Origin of the sequence: Variovorax paradoxus (genome assembly GCF_009755665.1) — a bacterium.
Taxonomy (GTDB): Bacteria; Pseudomonadota; Gammaproteobacteria; order Burkholderiales; family Burkholderiaceae_C; genus Variovorax; species Variovorax paradoxus_G.
Genome location: NZ_CP046622.1, coordinates 2,655,930 through 2,672,743, shown reverse-complemented (window position 1 = coordinate 2,672,743; position 16,814 = coordinate 2,655,930). Strand labels below are relative to the sequence as shown.

Annotated in this window: 17 protein-coding genes; 7 read left to right on the top strand and 10 right to left on the bottom strand. The window is 64.8% G+C overall.

Annotated elements, in window-relative coordinates:
* The first annotated feature begins 15 nt into the window (after window positions 1–15).
* The gene (locus GOQ09_RS12400; RefSeq protein WP_157613680.1) at window positions 16–1,197 is read left to right on the top strand and encodes a GNAT family N-acetyltransferase; all 1,182 of its coding nucleotides are present in this window, start codon (window positions 16–18) and stop codon (window positions 1,195–1,197) included.
* A gap of 76 nt (window positions 1,198–1,273) precedes the next feature.
* The gene (locus tag GOQ09_RS12395) at window positions 1,274–2,026 is read left to right on the top strand and encodes a hypothetical protein (RefSeq protein WP_157613679.1); all 753 of its coding nucleotides are present in this window, start codon (window positions 1,274–1,276) and stop codon (window positions 2,024–2,026) included.
* Window positions 2,027–2,083: 57 nt separating this feature from the next.
* Here GOQ09_RS12395 and ppa read toward each other — a convergent pair whose 3' ends face one another.
* The gene (ppa, locus tag GOQ09_RS12390) at window positions 2,084–2,611 is read right to left on the bottom strand and encodes an inorganic diphosphatase (RefSeq protein ID WP_021007095.1); all 528 of its coding nucleotides are present in this window, start codon (window positions 2,609–2,611) and stop codon (window positions 2,084–2,086) included.
* 254 nt (window positions 2,612–2,865) lie between these two features.
* Between ppa and GOQ09_RS12385 the strand changes: the two genes are divergently transcribed.
* Together GOQ09_RS12385 and GOQ09_RS12380 are read left to right on the top strand one after the other, a co-directional pair.
* Window positions 2,866–5,049 (top strand): sodium-translocating pyrophosphatase, encoded by a 2,184-nt coding sequence (locus tag GOQ09_RS12385; protein WP_157613678.1) that lies wholly within the window; start codon window positions 2,866–2,868, stop codon window positions 5,047–5,049.
* Between the two features lie 13 nt (window positions 5,050–5,062).
* Window positions 5,063–5,431: a nuclear transport factor 2 family protein gene (locus GOQ09_RS12380; RefSeq protein WP_157613677.1), complete on the top strand. Its 369-nt coding sequence runs from the start codon at window positions 5,063–5,065 to the stop codon at window positions 5,429–5,431.
* Window positions 5,432–5,461: 30 nt separating this feature from the next.
* Here the strand turns inward: GOQ09_RS12380 and GOQ09_RS12375 are convergent, their stop codons facing one another.
* Entirely contained in the window at window positions 5,462–6,097 is a 636-nt protein-coding gene (locus GOQ09_RS12375) for a TetR/AcrR family transcriptional regulator (RefSeq protein ID WP_157613676.1), read from the bottom strand.
* 111 nt (window positions 6,098–6,208) lie between these two features.
* Between GOQ09_RS12375 and GOQ09_RS12370 the strand changes: the two genes are divergently transcribed.
* Window positions 6,209–7,057 carry a metal-dependent hydrolase gene (locus GOQ09_RS12370; protein ID WP_157613675.1) on the top strand — a complete coding sequence of 283 codons (849 nt, stop codon included), beginning with the start codon at window positions 6,209–6,211 and terminating at the stop codon, window positions 7,055–7,057.
* On the opposite strand, the gene GOQ09_RS12365 is transcribed toward GOQ09_RS12370, so the two are convergent.
* The 8 genes from GOQ09_RS12365 to GOQ09_RS12330 all read right to left on the bottom strand — a co-directional run bounded on the left by GOQ09_RS12365 (window position 7,051) and on the right by GOQ09_RS12330 (window position 14,619).
* Window positions 7,051–7,632, bottom strand: coding sequence for a hypothetical protein (locus tag GOQ09_RS12365; RefSeq protein ID WP_157613674.1), 582 nt, complete (start codon window positions 7,630–7,632; stop codon window positions 7,051–7,053). The two genes, GOQ09_RS12370 and GOQ09_RS12365, sit on opposite strands and share 7 nt — an antisense overlap.
* Before the next feature lie 213 nt (window positions 7,633–7,845).
* On the bottom strand, window positions 7,846–8,076 hold the full coding sequence (locus tag GOQ09_RS12360) for a hypothetical protein (protein WP_012747462.1): 231 nt from the start codon (window positions 8,074–8,076) through the stop codon (window positions 7,846–7,848).
* Window positions 8,063–8,431, bottom strand: a complete 369-nt coding sequence (locus GOQ09_RS12355; protein WP_157613673.1) for a hypothetical protein — start codon at window positions 8,429–8,431, stop codon at window positions 8,063–8,065. The genes GOQ09_RS12360 and GOQ09_RS12355 overlap by 14 nt, the downstream gene beginning before the upstream one ends.
* 18 nt (window positions 8,432–8,449) lie before the next feature.
* Window positions 8,450–9,361 (bottom strand): DUF6999 family protein, encoded by a 912-nt coding sequence (locus tag GOQ09_RS12350; RefSeq protein WP_157613672.1) that lies wholly within the window; start codon window positions 9,359–9,361, stop codon window positions 8,450–8,452.
* Window positions 9,345–11,300 carry a beta-ketoacyl-ACP synthase III gene (locus GOQ09_RS12345; RefSeq protein WP_157613671.1) on the bottom strand — a complete coding sequence of 652 codons (1,956 nt, stop codon included), beginning with the start codon at window positions 11,298–11,300 and terminating at the stop codon, window positions 9,345–9,347. Before GOQ09_RS12345 ends, GOQ09_RS12350 begins: the two co-directional genes overlap by 17 nt.
* 3 nt (window positions 11,301–11,303) lie before the next feature.
* A complete protein-coding gene (locus GOQ09_RS12340) occupies window positions 11,304–12,263 on the bottom strand; it encodes a fatty acid desaturase (RefSeq protein WP_157613670.1) in 960 nt (319 codons plus the stop codon).
* Window positions 12,247–13,035, bottom strand: a complete 789-nt coding sequence (locus GOQ09_RS12335) for a sterol desaturase family protein (protein WP_157613669.1) — start codon at window positions 13,033–13,035, stop codon at window positions 12,247–12,249. The genes GOQ09_RS12340 and GOQ09_RS12335 overlap by 17 nt, the downstream gene beginning before the upstream one ends.
* Before the next feature lie 9 nt (window positions 13,036–13,044).
* The gene (locus tag GOQ09_RS12330; protein ID WP_157613668.1) at window positions 13,045–14,619 is read right to left on the bottom strand and encodes a phospholipase D family protein; all 1,575 of its coding nucleotides are present in this window, start codon (window positions 14,617–14,619) and stop codon (window positions 13,045–13,047) included.
* Between the two features lie 139 nt (window positions 14,620–14,758).
* Here GOQ09_RS12330 and GOQ09_RS12325 point away from each other — a divergent pair, with 139 nt between their 5' ends.
* Together GOQ09_RS12325 and GOQ09_RS12320 are read left to right on the top strand one after the other, a co-directional pair.
* The gene (locus GOQ09_RS12325) at window positions 14,759–15,313 is read left to right on the top strand and encodes a peroxiredoxin (RefSeq protein WP_157613667.1); all 555 of its coding nucleotides are present in this window, start codon (window positions 14,759–14,761) and stop codon (window positions 15,311–15,313) included.
* Window positions 15,314–15,360: 47 nt separating this feature from the next.
* Complete coding sequence (locus tag GOQ09_RS12320) at window positions 15,361–16,794, top strand: aldehyde dehydrogenase family protein (protein WP_157613666.1); 1,434 nt, start codon at window positions 15,361–15,363, stop codon at window positions 16,792–16,794.
* Window positions 16,795–16,814: the final 20 nt, after the last annotated feature.

The following is a 16,814-nucleotide window of genomic DNA, read 5'->3' as shown; positions in this document are numbered from 1 at the left end:
AAGGAAGAAAAAGGCTTGAACGATTATGTCATTCGGGTGATGGCATCGCTGTCGGACCTGAACCCGAAAGCATGGAACGCGCTGCTCGACGCCCAGGCCGAGCCGTCGCCTTTCATGCGCTACGAATACCTTGCGGCGCTTCACGAAAGCGGCAGCGCCTCGCCCGAGAGCGGATGGACGCCGCAGTTCGTCACGCTCTGGTGCAAAGACGAATTGCAGGGCGCCTGTCCCGTCTATATCAAGACGCACTCCTATGGCGAATACGTCTTCGACTGGGCCTGGGCCAACGCCTACGAGCAGCACGGGCTTGCCTACTACCCCAAGGCGGTGGTGGCGGTGCCGTTCACGCCGGTGCCCGGCGCACGTCTGCTGGCCCGCGATGCGCAAACCCGCGCGCTGCTGGTGCAGGCCTTGGTGGCCTGGTGCAAGACGCAAGAACTTTCGTCGTTGCATTTGCTGTTCGGCGCCGACGCCGATATTGCCGCTTGCACCGAAGCGGGCCTGATGCTGCGCAACACGGTGCAGTTTCACTGGACCAATGCGGCCCCGGCCGGGGCTGAAGGTGCCGAGCCTTATTCGGACTTCGAGTCCTTCCTTGCCAGCCTTTCGCACGACAAGCGCAAGAAGATCCGCCAGGAGCGTCGCAAGGTAGCCGACGCGGGCGTGACCTTTCGCTGGTCGCGCGGCGGCGACATCGCGGCATCGGACTGGGACTTTTTCTATCGCTGTTATGCGCGCACCTATCGGGAGCACGGCAATCCGCCCTATCTTTCGCGCGACTTCTTCCAGCGCATGGCCGAGACCATGCCCGAAGCGTGGCTGCTGTTCGTTGCCGAGCGCGAAGGCAAACCAATTGCCACGAGCCTGATCGCGCTGTCCACGCATGACGACGGCGCGCTGGTCGCCTATGGCCGCTACTGGGGCGCCATGGAACGCGTCGACTGCCTTCATTTCGAAGCCTGCTATTACCAGCCGCTGGCCTGGTGCATTGCGCATGGCGTGTGGCGATTCGAAGGCGGCGCACAGGGCGAGCACAAGATGGCGCGCGCGCTCATGCCGGTCAAGACCACCAGTGCCCATTGGCTGGCACACCCCGCGTTTGCCGATGCGGTCGAGCGCTTTCTCGAGCGCGAGGGAGAAGGCATCGGCAACTACATGGACCACCTGGGCGAACGCAGCCCGTTCAAGGCCAGCTGAGGCGCGGCGGCGCGGCCGGCCCGCCGCCATGCGGGGCTGCTATAAACGCGCCCAATCCAATAACAGAAAGAAACAGATGCCGTTCGTCGGACTGGGGCTGCACATCCTCATTGCGCTGTTCTTCGCCGTGCATGCCATGCGCCACGGCAAGCAGATGTACTGGCTCATCATTCTCTTCAGCTTCCCCCTGCTAGGCAGCGTCGTGTACTTTGTGGTCGAGTACCTGCCCGCCTCCCGCATGCAGCGCACCGCGGGCAAAGTGGCGAGCGCAGCCATAGGCTTTATCGACCCCGAGCGCGAGTACCGTGCGGCCACCGAGGCCTACGATCTCGCTCCCACCGCGCAGAACAAGCTGCGTCTTGCCAAGGCCGCGCTCGACAAGGGCCAGGCTGCCGATGCGGTCGGGCACTACCGCGACGCCCTGAAGGGCCCGCTCGCATCCGATCCTGAATTGCAATTCGGCCTGGCCAGCGCGCTGCTGGCCGCAGGCGGCGCGGCTTCGGGCCGCGAAGCGCTGCAGGCGCTCCAGGCCCTGCGCGGCTCTCGTGACGACTACCGAAAGGACGAAGTCGCCGTGCTCACCGCCCGCGCCCTTGCTGCCGACGGGCGCCATGGGGAGGCCAGCGAAGCCTTCCAGGCCGCGCTGAGCCAGTACAACACGGTCGAGGCCCGTGCCCGCTACATCGCCTGGCTGGCAACGCAAGGCGACATGGCCGGCGCACAGCGCCAATGGAATGAACTCCAGCAGGCCGCGCGCCACTGGAACTCGCACGCACGCTCCGTCAATCGCGAGTGGATGCGGCTGGCCAGCGACGCGGCGCAGGGCTGAGGCCCCGCCGCCTGGCACCCTGCCCCCTCGGCAGGACCGACTATTCAATTACTCCGCTTACTTCTTGTAAGCAGCGATGCCGTCGACGACTTCCTTCTTGGCGGCGTCGATGCCTTCCCAGCCCAGCACCTTGACCCACTTGCCGGCTTCCAGATCCTTGTAGTGCTCGAAGAAGTGGCTGATGGCCTTCAGGCGCATCGGGTTCACGTCGTCGACCGACTTCCAGTGGCTGTAGATCGGCAGCACCTTGTCGGTGGGTACCGCCAGCACCTTGCCGTCCACGCCGGCTTCGTCTTCCATCATCAGGATGCCGAGCGGTCGGCACGGCACCACCACGCCGGGCAAGAGCGGGTACGGTGCAATCACCAGCACGTCGACCGGGTCGCCGTCGCCCGAGAGCGTCTGGGGCACGTAGCCGTAGTTGGCGGGGTAATACATCGCGGTCGTCATGAAGCGGTCGACGAAGATCGCGCCCGATTCCTTGTCGACTTCGTACTTGATCGGGTCGGCATTCATCGGGATTTCGATCACGACATTGAAGGCGTCGGGAATATTCTTGCCGGGGGAGACTTTGTCGAAGGACATGACGTTTTCGAGTAGTTGAAAAGTATGAGGAGAGATGGGGACAAACCCGGAGTTTACTTTCCGTGTCACGGACCGGTCGCACACGTTCCTGTTTTTGCCTGTAAATTGCACCCGTTGGCCAATCGGCTCCGCACTTCGGTGCAGCGAGCTTCGAGGAAGCAACGCGACGGAAAACATGGGCCCCGTACGCGTTGCGCGCAGGACCCATGCTGTCCGTCTCCACAAGTCACAACGAACGAATGGAGAAGCAAAGCATGATCGGCAACACCCCCCTGATACTCGCCATCGTCTGCGGCCTCGTGGCCGTCGGCTACGGTTTCTGGGCCCGAAGTTGGATTCTCGCCAAGGACCCGGGCAATGCCCGGATGCAGGAAATCGCGGCGGCCATCCAGGCCGGCGCATCGGCCTACCTCGCCAAGCAGTACACCACCATTGCGGTGGTCGGCGTCGTCCTCGCCATCCTCATCGGCATCTTCCTGGATGCGACCACGGCCGTGGGCTTCGTGGTGGGCGCGGTGCTTTCGGGCGCCTGCGGCTTCATTGGCATGAACGTGTCGGTGCGCGCCAACGTGCGTACCGCGCAGGCGGCCACGCAAGGCATCGGCCCGGCGCTTGACGTCGCGTTTCGCGGCGGGGCCATCACCGGCATGCTGGTGGTCGGGCTGGGCCTCCTGGGCGTCTCGGTCTTCTACTGGTTCCTGGCGGGCAACGGCAATCTCACGCCGGACCGCAGCCTTTCGGCCATTCTCAACCCGCTCATCGGCTTTGCCTTCGGCTCGTCGCTGATCTCGATCTTCGCGCGGCTTGGCGGCGGCATCTTCACCAAGGGCGCCGATGTGGGTGCCGACCTGGTGGGCAAGGTCGAAGCCGGCATTCCGGAAGACGACCCCCGCAACCCGGCCGTGATTGCGGACAACGTGGGCGACAACGTCGGCGACTGCGCCGGCATGGCGGCCGACCTGTTCGAGACCTATGCGGTCACGCTCATCGCCACCATGGTGCTGGGCGCGCTCATGGTGGCGGCGGCGCCGGTCAACGCGGTGCTGTACCCGCTCGCATTGGGCGGCGTGTCGATCATCGCGTCGATCGTCGGCTGCTTCTTCGTGAAGGCCTCGCCGGGCATGGTCAACGTGATGCCGGCCCTCTACAAGGGCCTGGCGGTGGCGGGCATCCTGTCGCTGATCGCGTTCTGGTTTGTCACCAGCTGGATCATTCCGGACAACGCCATCGCCCCGAGCGGCAGCCAGCTCAAGCTGTTCGGCGCCTGCTTCGTGGGCCTTGCGCTCACCGCGGCGCTGGTGTGGGTGACCGAGTACTACACCGGCACGCAGTACAAGCCGGTGCGGCATATCGCGCAGGCCTCGACCACGGGCCATGGCACCAACATCATCGCGGGCCTGGGCGTCTCGATGCGCTCCACGGCCTGGCCCGTGATCTTCGTCTGCATTGCCATCCTGGCGTCGTACGCGCTCGCAGGGCTCTACGGCATTGCCGTGGCCGCCACGTCGATGCTGAGCATGGCGGGCATCGTGGTGGCGCTCGATGCCTACGGCCCCATCACCGACAACGCCGGCGGCATTGCCGAGATGAGCGAACTGCCCGACAGCGTGCGCGCCGTGACCGATCCGCTCGACGCGGTCGGCAACACCACCAAAGCGGTGACCAAGGGCTACGCCATCGGCTCGGCCGGCCTTGCCTCGCTGGTGCTCTTTGCGGACTACACCCACAAGCTGGAGAGCTTCGGACTGGCCATCAGCTTCAACCTGAGCGACCCGATGGTGATCGTCGGCCTGTTCATCGGCGGGCTGATCCCCTACCTGTTCGGCGCCATGGCCATGGAAGCCGTGGGCCGGGCGGCCGGCGCGGTGGTGGAAGAAGTGCGCAGGCAGTTCCGCGACATTCCCGGCATCATGGAAGGCACCGGCAAGCCCGAATACGGCAAGGCCGTCGGCATGCTGACTGGCGCGGCCATCAAGGAAATGATGATCCCATCGCTGCTGCCGGTGGTGGTGCCGATCCTGGTCGGCCTGCTGCTCGGCCCCAAGGCGCTGGGCGGTCTGCTGATGGGCACCATCGTCACCGGCTTGTTCGTGGCCATTTCGATGTGCACGGGCGGCGGCGCATGGGACAACGCGAAGAAGTACATCGAAGACGGCCACCACGGCGGCAAGGGCTCCGAGGCGCACAAGGCCGCCGTTACCGGAGACACCGTGGGTGACCCCTACAAGGACACGGCCGGCCCGGCGGTCAACCCGCTGATCAAGATCATCAACATCGTCGCGCTGCTGATCGTGCCGCTGGTGGTCAAGTTCCATGCCGGCGACGCTGCGGCAGCCGTGCCGCACAAGGTCGAGGCGCCCGTGGCCGTCACCGCGCCCGCTGCTCCGGCCGCCTCCGCAACGCCGCCGGCAGCCGTTGCTTCAGGCGCAGTGAAATGAAAGCCAATACCTGATGCCTTCCGCGGAAAGACTCGAAGCCTTTATTGCCGCCGTCGAAAGCGGCGCGCATGCCAAGGCCATCGAAAACTACTACACCGAAGACGCGACCATGCGTGAGAACCAGGCCGAGCCCCGGTGCGGCCGCGCCACGCTGGTTGCGCACGAGCAGGCGGTGCTGGAGCGAACCGAATCGGTCGTTTCGACCTGCGTGCGCCCCGTGCTCGTGAACGGCGACCACGTGGTGATCCGGTGGGTGTTCGAGTTCCGCTTCAAGGGCGGCAAGGGCATGCGCATGGAAGAGCTCGCCTGGCAGCGCTGGGCGGGCGACCGCATCGCCGAGGAAGAGTTCTTCTACGACCCGGCGCAGGCCAAGCCGGCCTGATCGGCTGGCCGATTCGCCGCAACCTGGCCGCTACCTGAAGCTCTCGGCGGCCACGGCGCGCACCAGGCGCGTAGCCGGCGAAACCAACTGGCTCAGATCTCCAGCCCGGTTCTGCTCGATGGACTGGAGCACCAGTTCGTTGATGCCGCCCACCACCGTCATGGCCATCTCGCTGGTGAGGTGCGCCGCCGGGCCACCGTGCGCGTTGCCGCTGCTGCCATTGATTGCCAGCTGGATGAAGCTGGCAATCTCATCGTTCACTCGGCGCCGGGCCGCGAGGCCGGGCATTCCCAGTCCGAGTATCTCGATGAACAACGTACGCAGCAGCACCGGGTCCTGCGCAAGATAGTCGAAGTAGGCAGTCATGGCCCGCTCCACCTGCGCGTGCCAGGGGTGCGCCGGATCGAAGGCCTCGCTCACCGCGCGCAGCGCCAGCTTGCTGGCTGCCTCGTACAGGGCGATCAGGCATTCCGATTTGGTCGTGAAGTGTTCGTAGAAGGTCCGGCGCGAAACCGCCGCCTCGCGCACGATGTCGGCAATGGTTGTTTCCGCATAGCCCTTTGCTGCCACGGCGCGCGCCATGCCTTCCAGCAGCCGCGAGTAATGCTCGTGAACCGGCTCTCCCGAAGGAGCGGCAAGGGCTGGTTTTTCAGTCGCGATGCTCATGAAGGTACATTTTCCTACGCCCTGGTACTTGACGGTACCAACAGATGTGCGCACCATTCGATCAGCCGGTACTGATGTGTACCAACTTGGTTTTTTAGAGGATTGTTTCTCATGACCGATCTTGTCGTGCGCCGCCTTCTCATCGATCTGCAAACGCCGTTCGGGCGCAACTGGTGCGGCGGCGATGCATTCTCCACCGCCTTCTTCAACGCGTTGTCGATGAGCTTTCCGTTCGGCGAGCAGTTCTTCATCGATGCCGTGCGCGACACCGTGGCCACGCTGCCGGCCGAGGCGCAAGAAAAATACCGTGCCGAGGTGCGCGGCTTCATTGGGCAGGAGGCCACGCACCGCCGCATCCACACCCTCTTCAACGGCCACCTCGAAGCCCAGGGCCTGAAGGACGGCTGGACGCCCCGTGCCTCCAAGCGCATGGAACTGATGGAAGGCGCCGATCCTCGCCACGCGCTGGCAGTGACTGCGGCGACCGAGCACTTCACCGCAATGTTCGCCGAATGGCTGCTGGCCCACCCTGAAGTGCTCGACGGCGCCGAACCCCGGCTGCGGACGATGTGGCTTTGGCACTGCGCCGAAGAGCTGGAGCACAAATCCGTCGCCTTCGACATCTACAAGGCCGCCGATGGCTCCGACCCGTGGCGCACGCGCTGGTTTCGCCGGGTGACCGTCATGTTCCTGGGCGACCTGCTGCGCCAGACGGTCGACAACCTGCGCCATGAAGGGCAGCTGTGGAAATGGGCCACATGGAAAAGCGCCGCGCGCATCCTGCTGAGCAGAGGCGGCTTGCTGCGGGGAAACTGGAGCGCGTGGCGCAGCTACTTCCGCGCCGACTTTCATCCGGCGCAGCAAGACAGCAGCCTTTCGGCGCACTGGCTCGAAAACAACCGCGCGCAATACACCGCGGTGGGCGGGGCACCCGAGGCGGCCGGCGCGGTTCTTCAGTAGAAGCTGGCCCGGTGCGTGGGAGGAGTGACGGCCGCTCGCTGTTCGGGCCGCATCGTCAAGTCGTGCAAGGTGTCGAAGTCAGAGGGAGCATCCGGAACGCGCATCACGGCTTCCAACTCATTCAATGACGCGACCCACTGGCCCGCAGCCGACTCGGCCGGCTCGTCGTTGGCGAAAGTGCCGTCGCGGATGTAAAGGGTCTCGTTGTCGGGGCGTTCGGAGTGCAATTCGATCAGGCGCGCAATCGAGAAGTTGTAGGTCACCAGCTTCTCGCGGGTGTTGCGGTCCTTGCCGCCGCAGTTGAACGAACCTTCGGCTGCAATCACGATGCAAGAGCCCTCGACGCCGCTGTCGACATGGCTGCCGGTGCGCCAGATGGCATTCGGAAGCCGCACCCGTACCTTGTCGATCACCAGGTCACGCTGCTTGTTCAGGCTGCCGAGCGGCGGCACGAGCGAACGCAACTGCCGAAGGCGCTCGGCAAAGATGTTGTCCATGAAGAATTCGACATGGTGAGTGGCGCTGCCGGACGAGCGCCTCACCACCTGCATGACAACATGACGTGACTTATTCATTGCAGGTCCTTCCGCACATTGCCCGACGCCGGGCGCCTATACAAAATCATTTGCCGTCGACTACGAATTAGTACTTTTTATTGACTGCAATTACTTGCATCAATTGTGTCTAACTGTATATCCAATACCGCAAATAGGGAAGGAAATCTGCACCGCCAGTGCTCGGGCATGTCGCCAAAAAGACGCTCCACCTACTGGTGGAGCGCCGTCAGATTATTCGAGCGACTCGTCTAGTGCCTTGCACGAAGGCGCGCACACGGTTTGCGACTTGCCGAGCACCTGGCGGGTGCGCAATTGCGACCGCACGCGGTGCTTGCCGCACATGAAGCAGGACATGGTCGCCCCGCTGAACGACGCGGACGCGCGGAACGGCGAGCCCGGGGCTTTTGATTTGTAACGCAAGCCATCGGCCACGACGGCAGTCTTCACCTCAGCTTTGGCCATCGGCTTTGTCCTTTTTGGGTTCGGTATTACGCATGGCCCGTGCTATGACTTCTCTGGCGCGGACTTCGGCTGCAAGTGCCGCGTCCAGCGCCGAGCGGCACAGGCCGGCGTGTTGATAGTTGAGATTTTCGTACACCTCGGCGGCAGCAGGATATGCGTCGAGCAGGCGGCCCAGATCGGCGCCCGGTTCAACGTCGCTGAATTCGTGCACGAGGTGCTCGACCACCGAGCGGTACTGCTCCGCCCCGACGGGAACGGTGCTGTGCTCGAGCCGCTCCAGCAGTTGAGCCAGCACGTGGGTCACTGCCAGATCGGTCTTGGGAGACGGATTTTGGGTCGTGTTCATGGGTTCCATCTGGGGGCAGCATACGCTTTATGCAAGTGCCTCCTCCCGTGCGGGTGTTGCCTCGGGCGGCGCCTCATGCGCGGCCTGCATGCGCCGCAACAGGCTGTGCAGCATTTCGGTCGAGAGCCCATGGATGACCAGCCGATGCCCCGCCCGCAAGGTGGAAAGCGGCACCAACGGGTGCTTGTTGTTGACCAGAATCAGGTGCTCCGGAGCGCCGAGTACCGTCGCAGCATAGATGCCGATGGTTTCGTCGAGCTGCAGTGAGTTGGCCGCCCGCCAAAAGTCGTTATCAGTGAGCATCAACTGATAAAGAGGCGTAAATAGCTCAATGGCACTCTGCAGGTCGAGAAAATTCAGCTTGCCCTGCGGCATGTCCGAAAGACGCAACCTGGGGTCCCTGATCATCGAAAAGTCGACATCAGGGGCCTTGCCGAGCACCATGCCCCGGTCGCGCAGCGCCTGATTCAGGCGGATCACGAAATTGAACAGATTCAGATCGTGCTTCAGAAACATCTCATCTCTGAGCGCATCGATGTCGGCGGGCTCCAGCGGCGAGGTACCCACCGGTGCGGGCGAATTGCGGCCGATGAAGCTCAGCACCTGCGAACCCAGATGGAAGTGCCGCAGGATCAGCCAGTTCGCCTCTGGTGAAACGAAGCGCTTCAGCCCCCAGGCCAGCAGGTTGTGCAGCATCTTCGAGTGCGACCAGTTGCGCGGCACGAACACCTTCACCACCTGGATCAGGATGATCGTGAGCCGCGCCACCGGCCGCAGGAACGGCAGAAGGTACTGGCGCGAGCCCGAGCTCGAATCGGCCAGCCATGCGGCCTTGACCTCGTCAGGCAATGGCGTGCTCTGGTCGAGATAGAGGGCGAGCCAAGGACTGGGGTCGCGCTCGTCGTGGCCCTGCTCGAGGAAATCAGGCGTTCGGCTCATGTGACATTCGCTCCGTGATTTGCTGAAACTGCATCAAGTAAAGCGCAGCCGTATGGCGCGCCGTGTTGATGATCTGCCGGGCTGCGCGGCCCTGCCCTTTGCCGCCTTGGTCGTCTTTGCCCGCCTCCACGGCCATCACCATCTCGACGGCGGCAAGCCATCGGTTCAGGTGGTTCTCATCGTTGTGGCCGTGGTACTCGAGAAAGCGGAACGCATCCGGCGGCAGCTTCAGGCCGGCCTTGATCAGCGGAAGCAGCGCCGGCACGATGCGCTGGCCCGTGCCTTCGATGATGTAGACCGCCCCCAGCAGCCCGATGGGGTCGCGCGTGGCAGCCAGGCCATGAAGATAGGCGTTGAGCGCCTCCCCGCCCGGGTTGCGGCGCAACTCGCCGATCTCGGCCACGGTGCCGCCGGCCTTGCGGTAGTCGCTGAAGAGAATGTTGAAGTCGTCCTGCTCTTCGCCCGCATGCACGTCGATCAGCGCGGCAAGCGTCTTGTAGGGCCCCGTCAGCGAAGCGGCGCCTTCGCGCATCCAGCGGCTGCCTTCGCGCACCTGCGGAATCCACTGCTCCATCCAGTTCAGGTAGTCGGGCAGCGCGAAGCGGCGCTCGCGAATCTGGCGGATCAGCGGTGTGCGCCACACCTTCGAGCGGTAGTCGTGCCAGATGCCGGCCAGTTCGGTCAGCAGCGCGCCCAGGCCTTCGGGTGCGGCGGCCGGATCGTGCGGCGGCGCAATCGCCATCTCGTCGTCGGCCGGCGCGGTTTCGGCGGCCGCGCGTGGGCTGGACACCGCTTGGGCAGTCGCATCGGCAGCCTCGACCTCCAGCAGCATGTAGGCCGCCATGAAGCGTCCCGACTCCGGCACGTAGCAGAAGATCTGTTCGCCGGGCTTCAGCGTCTTGGTGTGCAAGAACTCCGACAGCATGATAAGAATCGACGCCGCGCCGGTGTTCCCGCGCCAGGCAAGGTTGCTCCACCACCGTTCGCGCGGAATGGCGAGGTCGGCCTTCGTCATCAGGTCTTCGACCACTGGAATGAATTTTTCCGACGAGTAATGGCACAGGAAATGGTCGACCCGCTTCGGGTCGACCCAGCCATCGCGCACCAGCGTCGCGTATTCGTGGATGCCGATGTCGAACAGGTGCGGCAGCAGGCGAATGTCCTGCCGCAGCGACAAGGCCCCGGCCGCTTCCGCCTCGGCCCAGGAGCCGTAGTCCAGATGGCCGCGGGCGCGGTCTTCGGTCAGGCCCAGCTGCATGCACACCGGGTAGTCGCCCGAGAACGCACGCTGGTGCACCCATTTCAGCCGCAAACGCAACCCGGGGTTGCCGGCCAGCCGGGGCGTGCCGTCGGAGAGCAGCAGCGCGCCCGCACCATCCGAAAGCATCCATCGCAGAAAGTGCGAGTCGAAGTCCGTTTCATAGCCACGGGCCGCGAAACGCGAGCGCTTGAAAAGCCGCGACGGCATTTCGCTCGCCACCGCAAGCGCGCTGCGGTGCGCGCCCAACTCAATACCTTGCGCGGCCGACTGGATGGCCGACACGCCCGCGGCGCAGATGCCGTGCACCGACAAGGTCTCCATCGGCGCTGCCGCCAGTTCGCCCTGGATCATGTTGGCAAAGCCCGGCATGAGCGTGTCGCCACCCGAAGATCCGCTGGCCAGCAGCGACACACGCGAAAGCTCGGCCCCGCCGCGCTGCAGGCAATCGCGGATCGCGCCCGCCGCAAGCTGCGCATTGGTTTCACGCGTCATGCCCTCCTCGTCGATTGCGTAGTGCCGCGTGAGGATCCCGTTCTCGGCCAGGATGCGCCGCTTGATGCGCTCCGACATGCGGTTGAGCGGCGCAATGTAGGCGTCCATGCGCTCGTTGGGAATGGGTTCGCCGGGCATGTAGTAGCCGGCGCTCTCGATGTAGACGCGTTGAAATGGAACAGGCATGGTTCAGTGGGTTGAAGACTCGGGCGGCACCAAAGGCACGGGTGGCATCAGCGAGCGGCTGCGAAAGCGCGGCCACAACGCTCCGAGCACGAACACGCGAACCATGTAGGGCACCAGTCCTTGCTCATTGAGTGCGGGATCGACCTGCGCGCGGTAGCGCGTGCGGTGCAATTGCGTGAGCTCGGACCAGTGGACATGCGGGTTCTCGTGATGTGCGGTGTGCAGGCCGATGTTGAACAGCAATGGGTTCACCAGCCCTTCGAAATTGCGTGCGTAGTTCAAGCGGGTACCCGCGGTATCGCGCCGCGCCTCTGCGTTCGGCACTTGCCTGCGTCCGTCCGCATGCGCGTGCTGCAGATAGTTGGTGGCCAGCAACCAGTGCAGCCCATGCAACTGCGGCACGATCACGAACAGCAGGGCCTTGCGCCAGTCGAGCAGCAGCAGCGCGCTCCAGCTGCCGAGCCACAGCGCGTACTGCGCCATGCAATAGCCCCATGCCCCCGGCCGGTGCCTGCGAAGTCGCCCGAGCCAGCCGAAGAACACGGGCATCAGAACCCACACCGCCTGGAACGGATGCAGCAGGTAGCCGCGCAAGTGGTTGGTGTCGCCGCCGAAGCGATAGGTGCGCGCCACGTCCCGCGGCCCATGCCGGTGGCGATGGTGGTTGGCCACATGCGCGGGCCAGAAAACGAAGGTCGGGTGCCCCTGCAGCAGCGTGATCCAGAAGTCGGTAAGCCGGTTCATGCGCCGCCCGCGCCACATGCGCAAATGCACGTGGTTGTGGTGGATCACGCCCACGCCCAGCGTCAGAAACAGCATCAAGCCATAGAGCAGCACGGAAAAGCCATGCATCCACTGCCAAGCCGCCAGCGCCGGAAGCGCCAGCAGATAGGCAAGGCTCTGCCAGTCGCGCCAATGGCGCAGGCGTGCCGGCCGGCGCAATGCGTCAGGCCGGCGTGCCATGCTGCTGTTGGCGTTGCTGCTTGTCTTGAAAAGCCTGGAACTGCGGCTCGGCCGCATCGGCGGCGATGCGCGTGCCGAACAACCGGTCCATGAAAGTGAACTGGAAGCCGTAGTTCCCGCCGTGGCAGGCGTGGTGCAAATGGTGCCGCCGGCTGGCGGCGAACCAGTGGCTGTAAGACACCCCCGGGAAAAAGTCGTAGTTCGAATGACCGATGCTGTTGAAGAACAGGCTGAACAGCGGCACCGCGGCAAGCGACCAGAAGCTGAAGTCGTGCAGCAGCATCGGCAGCAGGATCACGTTGCCGAGCATCACTGCCTCGACCGGATGAAAGCTGTACGTGGCCCAGGGCGTTGTCACCACCGAGCGGTGATGCGGCCCGTGAAAGCGCCGCAGCCACCGCATGTGAAGCACGCGATGGTTGAACCAGAAATGCACGTCGTTCCAGACCGCCAGCACCACGATCTCAAGCGCGATCTGCCGCCAGCCCGCATCGCCGTCGAGCCGCGCCCAGCCCAGCTGAAGCAAGCCCCACGGAAACACCATGCCCAGCCCGAAAACTAGCACCGAAACGCCCGACTGCGTCAGTTCGCGGCGCAATTGCCCCGGCTGCAGCGGACGCGGGTCGAGCACCCGCCCGATTCCGAGCGCCGGCAGCACCCGGCGGGTCAACAGCCAGTTGAGTGCGCCGAACCCCAGATAGATCGAGCCGAAAAACGCCAGCCCCCAGCACATCACCTGGAGGGCGGACAAATTTGTAAAGGTTTGCGCCATCCCCCGAGGCTACAGCAGCATTTCAGGGACAAGAGGCGCAATGATCAGGTTGTGCAGCCGCTGGAAGAAGGTCGACTCCGGCTCCGAGGTCAGGATGACTTCCTTTTCTCCGTCGCTCGTAAGCCACTGCAGCGTGCCGGTGTCCTTGGCAAGGCGCAGGCGGTACGAGTTCTGCAGCTTGCTGATGTTGATGACGCGCAGCATCTCCCGCGCCAGCTGAGGGCTGTCGACCACCAGGCCCATCTCGGTGTTCTGGCTCGCCGAGCGTGGATCGAGGTTCATCGAGCCGATGAAGATGCGCGTCTTGTCGATGGCCGCCGTCTTGGAGTGCAACCGCCCGAGCGATTTGCCGAACATGCCGAAGCGCTCGCCCGCGGTGGTGCGCTGCGGGCTCAGTTCGTACAGGTCGGCCCCGCCCTTGAGCAGCCGCTCGCGATAGCGCGCGTAGCCGGTGTGCACCAGCGGCTCGTCGTTGGCGGCCAGCGAATTGGTGAGCAAGGTGAGCTTCACGTTCCGCTTTGCAAGGTCTTCGAAGGCTGCCATGCCGCGTTCGCCTGGCACCAGGTACGGCGATGTCAGGTCGACCTGGATCTTGGCGTCCATCAACAGCGTCCAGACCTGCATCGTCACGCTGGTGGCAATGGCTTCGTCCGCCGTCATGGTGGTCGGCTTGGTGGGCGGGTCGGCAATGGCCCGGGCCTCGCCCCACAAAAGCCCCATGCGGCCGCCGTCGAGCTCTTCGGCAATAGGCCCGTAGCCCAGGATGTCGGAAGGCGGCAGCACGACCCTCGGTGGCGCCGCCGCCATGCCGATCCAGGCGTCGAAGTCCGCGGTGGTGGGCATGCGTCCGCCCTCGCCCCGGACGATGTCCGCCACGGGCCACACCTGCTTGCTGTTCCAGTAGGCATCGAAAATCGACTCCAGCTGCGGCAGCACCTTGCCCACCACCAGCGCGTCCATGTCGATGAAGTTCTGCGCCTCGCTCAGCACGAAATACTCGTCGGCGATGTTGCGCCCGCCCACCACTGCCATCACCCCGTCGGCAATGAAGAGCTTGTTGTGCATGCGGTGGTTGAGCCGCCCTATTTCGTGCGGCGACGCCGCGAAGCGCGATAGAAAGCCGTTGCGCCCGCAGCAGAACGGGTTGAACAACCGCACCTCCACATTGGGCGTTTCGGAAAGCGCCAGCAGCAGCTGCTGGCTCTTCACCGTGTAGAGATCGTCCACCAGCAGCCGCACCTTCACGCCGCGGGCCGCCGCCTCGCGCAATGCGCGCATCAGGAGGCGCCCGGTAGCGTCGTTCTCGAACTGGTAGTACTGAACCACCAGCGACCGCTGGGCGCGCCGGGCAAGCTGCACGCGCGCGTCCAGCGAATACACGCCGAGAGGCATCAGCCGGAAGCCCGAATGCTCCCCAGGCGGCGTCGAGGCCGCCGCGATCCTTGCGAGCGTGGTGGAGGAATCCGCCGCTGCCGCCGTCACCGCCGCCCGCTCGCGCGCAGGTGGCAAGGAGCCGCAGGCCGCCAGCAACGCGATCACAGCGCCCGCGAGGCAGATTCGAAGAAGCCGAGAACAGGCATTCATGATGTGGACCGTTGTCCTCTCTGGTTTTCCTGGACGATGCCATGGATACGCCTGCCGGCGCGCGCCGGTTCACTCCGGCCTTGTTCCTGAACTGCTCGCCCGTCCTAGAATTCGTTCAACACCCGCTCGGAGTTACACCATGGCAAGACCGATCCTCTCACGCATTGCACTGGTGTCGGTCGCCGCGTTCATGGCGTTTCCCGCCAGCGCCGCCCTCGACATCGGCGACCCGGTCCCCAAGTTCACGGCCAACGCCGCGCTCGGCGGCAAGACATTCCGCTATTCGCTGGCGGACGCTCTGGCCAAGGGGCCCGTGGTGTTGTACTTCTTTCCGGCGGCCGACTCCAGCGACTGCTCCATCGAAGCCCATGCGTTTGCCGAAGCCGTCGACCAATTCGCCGCCCTCGGCGCCACGGTCATCGGTGTTTCCGCGGACGACATCGACACGCTCTCGAAGTTCTCGGTCAAGTCGTGCCAAAGTCGCTTTCCCGTGGCCTCGGACGAATCGAAGACGGTAATCAACGGGTTCGACGCCCTGATGCAGACGCGGCCGGACTTTGCCAACCGCCTCTCCTACGTGATTGCGCCGAACGGCACGGTGGCTTACTACTACCAGAACCTGAACCCGGACAAGCACGTGGAGCGCATGCTCAACGCGCTGCGCGCGCTGCCGCGCACCAGCGCGCCGAGGTAGCCGGGGCCGTCGGCGGGATTGCGCGGCTTCGCGCAAAATCCCGTTCCATGCAACTCAACTTCATCGCCAACGCCGACGTCCCGTCTTCCTCCGGCCGCACCCTGCAGGTGCTCGACCCCTCCGACGGCCAGCCTTTCGACGAAATCCAACGCAGCAATGCGGCCGACATCGACTCCGCCGTGCGCGCGGCGCGAGATTGCTTCGAGGGCGTGTGGCACAAGGTGAGCGCAGCCGACCGCGGCCGCCTGCTCTACAAGCTTTCGCAGAAGATTGCCGAGCACGTCGACGAGCTGGCCCTGCTCGAGCAGCGCGACTGCGGCAAGCCTGTGAAGCAGGCGCGTGCCGACGCGGTGGCGCTGGTGCGCTATTTCGAGTTCTATGCCGGCGCCTGCGACAAGCTGCATGGCGAGACCATTCCCTACCAGGACGGCTACAGCGTTTTCACCTGGCGCGAGCCGCACGGTGTCACGGGCCACATCATTCCCTGGAACTACCCGATGCAGATTTTCGGGCGCAGCGTGGGCGGCGCCCTGGCCGCCGGCAACGTGTGCGTGGTGAAGCCGGCCGAAGACGCCTGCCTTTCGCTGATTCGCGTGGCGCAGCTTGCGGCCGAAGTCGGTTTTCCGGCGGGCGCGCTCAACATCGTCACCGGCTACGGCCACGAGGTGGGCGACGCGCTCGCGCGGCATGAAGGCATCGACCACATCAGCTTTACCGGCAGTCCGAAGATCGGCACGCTCATCCAGCAGGTGGCGGCCGAGCGGCATTGCCCGGTCACGCTCGAACTGGGCGGCAAGAGCCCGCAGATCATCTTTGCCGATGCCGACCTCGACGCGGCCATTCCGGTGATCATCAACGCCATCGTGCAGAACGCCGGCCAGACCTGCTCAGCGGGTTCGCGCGTGCTGATCCAGCGCGGCATCTACGAACCGCTGCTCGAACGCCTCGGCCATGCATTCGAGGCCCTGCGCGTCGGCCCCGCGGCCATGGACCTCGACGTGGGCCCGCTGATCCGCCAGACCCAGCAGCAGCGCGTGTGGGATTTCCTGAGCGACGCCCAAGTGGCCGGCATCCCAATGGTGGCCCACGGGGTCGTGGTCGACGAAGCACCCGAAACCGGCTTCTACCAGGCCCCCACCCTGCTGCGCGACGTGCCGGTGAACCACCGCCTGGCACAGGAAGAAGTGTTCGGCCCGGTGCTTGCCGCGATGCAGTTCGCCGATGAGGACGAAGCGGTGGCGCTGGCCAACGCGACGCAGTTCGGCCTTGTTGCAGGTGTGTGGACGGCCGACGGCGCACGCCAGTTCCGCATGGCCAAGCGCGTGCGCAGCGGCCAGGTGTTCATCAACAACTACGGTGCGGGCGGCGGCGTGGAGCTGCCGTTCGGCGGGGTCAAGTCGTCGGGCTACGGACGCGAAAAGGGCTTTGAGGCGCTTTACGGCTTCACCACCCTCAAGACCGTCGCCATCAAGCACGGTTGAGAGGCCGGGCCGCGGCGCAA

Coding starts and splice junctions, on each gene's coding strand:
- GOQ09_RS12395 (WP_157613679.1), top strand. CDS start 1,274: ATGCCGTTCGTCGGACTGGGGCTGCACATCCTCATTGCGCTGTTCTTC.
- ppa (WP_021007095.1), bottom strand. CDS start 2,611: ATGTCCTTCGACAAAGTCTCCCCCGGCAAGAATATTCCCGACGCCTTC.
- GOQ09_RS12385 (WP_157613678.1), top strand. CDS start 2,866: ATGATCGGCAACACCCCCCTGATACTCGCCATCGTCTGCGGCCTCGTG.
- GOQ09_RS12380 (WP_157613677.1), top strand. CDS start 5,063: ATGCCTTCCGCGGAAAGACTCGAAGCCTTTATTGCCGCCGTCGAAAGC.
- GOQ09_RS12375 (WP_157613676.1), bottom strand. CDS start 6,097: ATGAGCATCGCGACTGAAAAACCAGCCCTTGCCGCTCCTTCGGGAGAG.
- GOQ09_RS12370 (WP_157613675.1), top strand. CDS start 6,209: ATGACCGATCTTGTCGTGCGCCGCCTTCTCATCGATCTGCAAACGCCG.
- GOQ09_RS12365 (WP_157613674.1), bottom strand. CDS start 7,632: ATGAATAAGTCACGTCATGTTGTCATGCAGGTGGTGAGGCGCTCGTCC.
- GOQ09_RS12360 (WP_012747462.1), bottom strand. CDS start 8,076: ATGGCCAAAGCTGAGGTGAAGACTGCCGTCGTGGCCGATGGCTTGCGT.
- GOQ09_RS12355 (WP_157613673.1), bottom strand. CDS start 8,431: ATGGAACCCATGAACACGACCCAAAATCCGTCTCCCAAGACCGATCTG.
- GOQ09_RS12350 (WP_157613672.1), bottom strand. CDS start 9,361: ATGAGCCGAACGCCTGATTTCCTCGAGCAGGGCCACGACGAGCGCGAC.
- GOQ09_RS12345 (WP_157613671.1), bottom strand. CDS start 11,300: ATGCCTGTTCCATTTCAACGCGTCTACATCGAGAGCGCCGGCTACTAC.
- GOQ09_RS12340 (WP_157613670.1), bottom strand. CDS start 12,263: ATGGCACGCCGGCCTGACGCATTGCGCCGGCCGGCACGCCTGCGCCAT.
- GOQ09_RS12335 (WP_157613669.1), bottom strand. CDS start 13,035: ATGGCGCAAACCTTTACAAATTTGTCCGCCCTCCAGGTGATGTGCTGG.
- GOQ09_RS12330 (WP_157613668.1), bottom strand. CDS start 14,619: ATGAATGCCTGTTCTCGGCTTCTTCGAATCTGCCTCGCGGGCGCTGTG.
- GOQ09_RS12325 (WP_157613667.1), top strand. CDS start 14,759: ATGGCAAGACCGATCCTCTCACGCATTGCACTGGTGTCGGTCGCCGCG.
- GOQ09_RS12320 (WP_157613666.1), top strand. CDS start 15,361: ATGCAACTCAACTTCATCGCCAACGCCGACGTCCCGTCTTCCTCCGGC.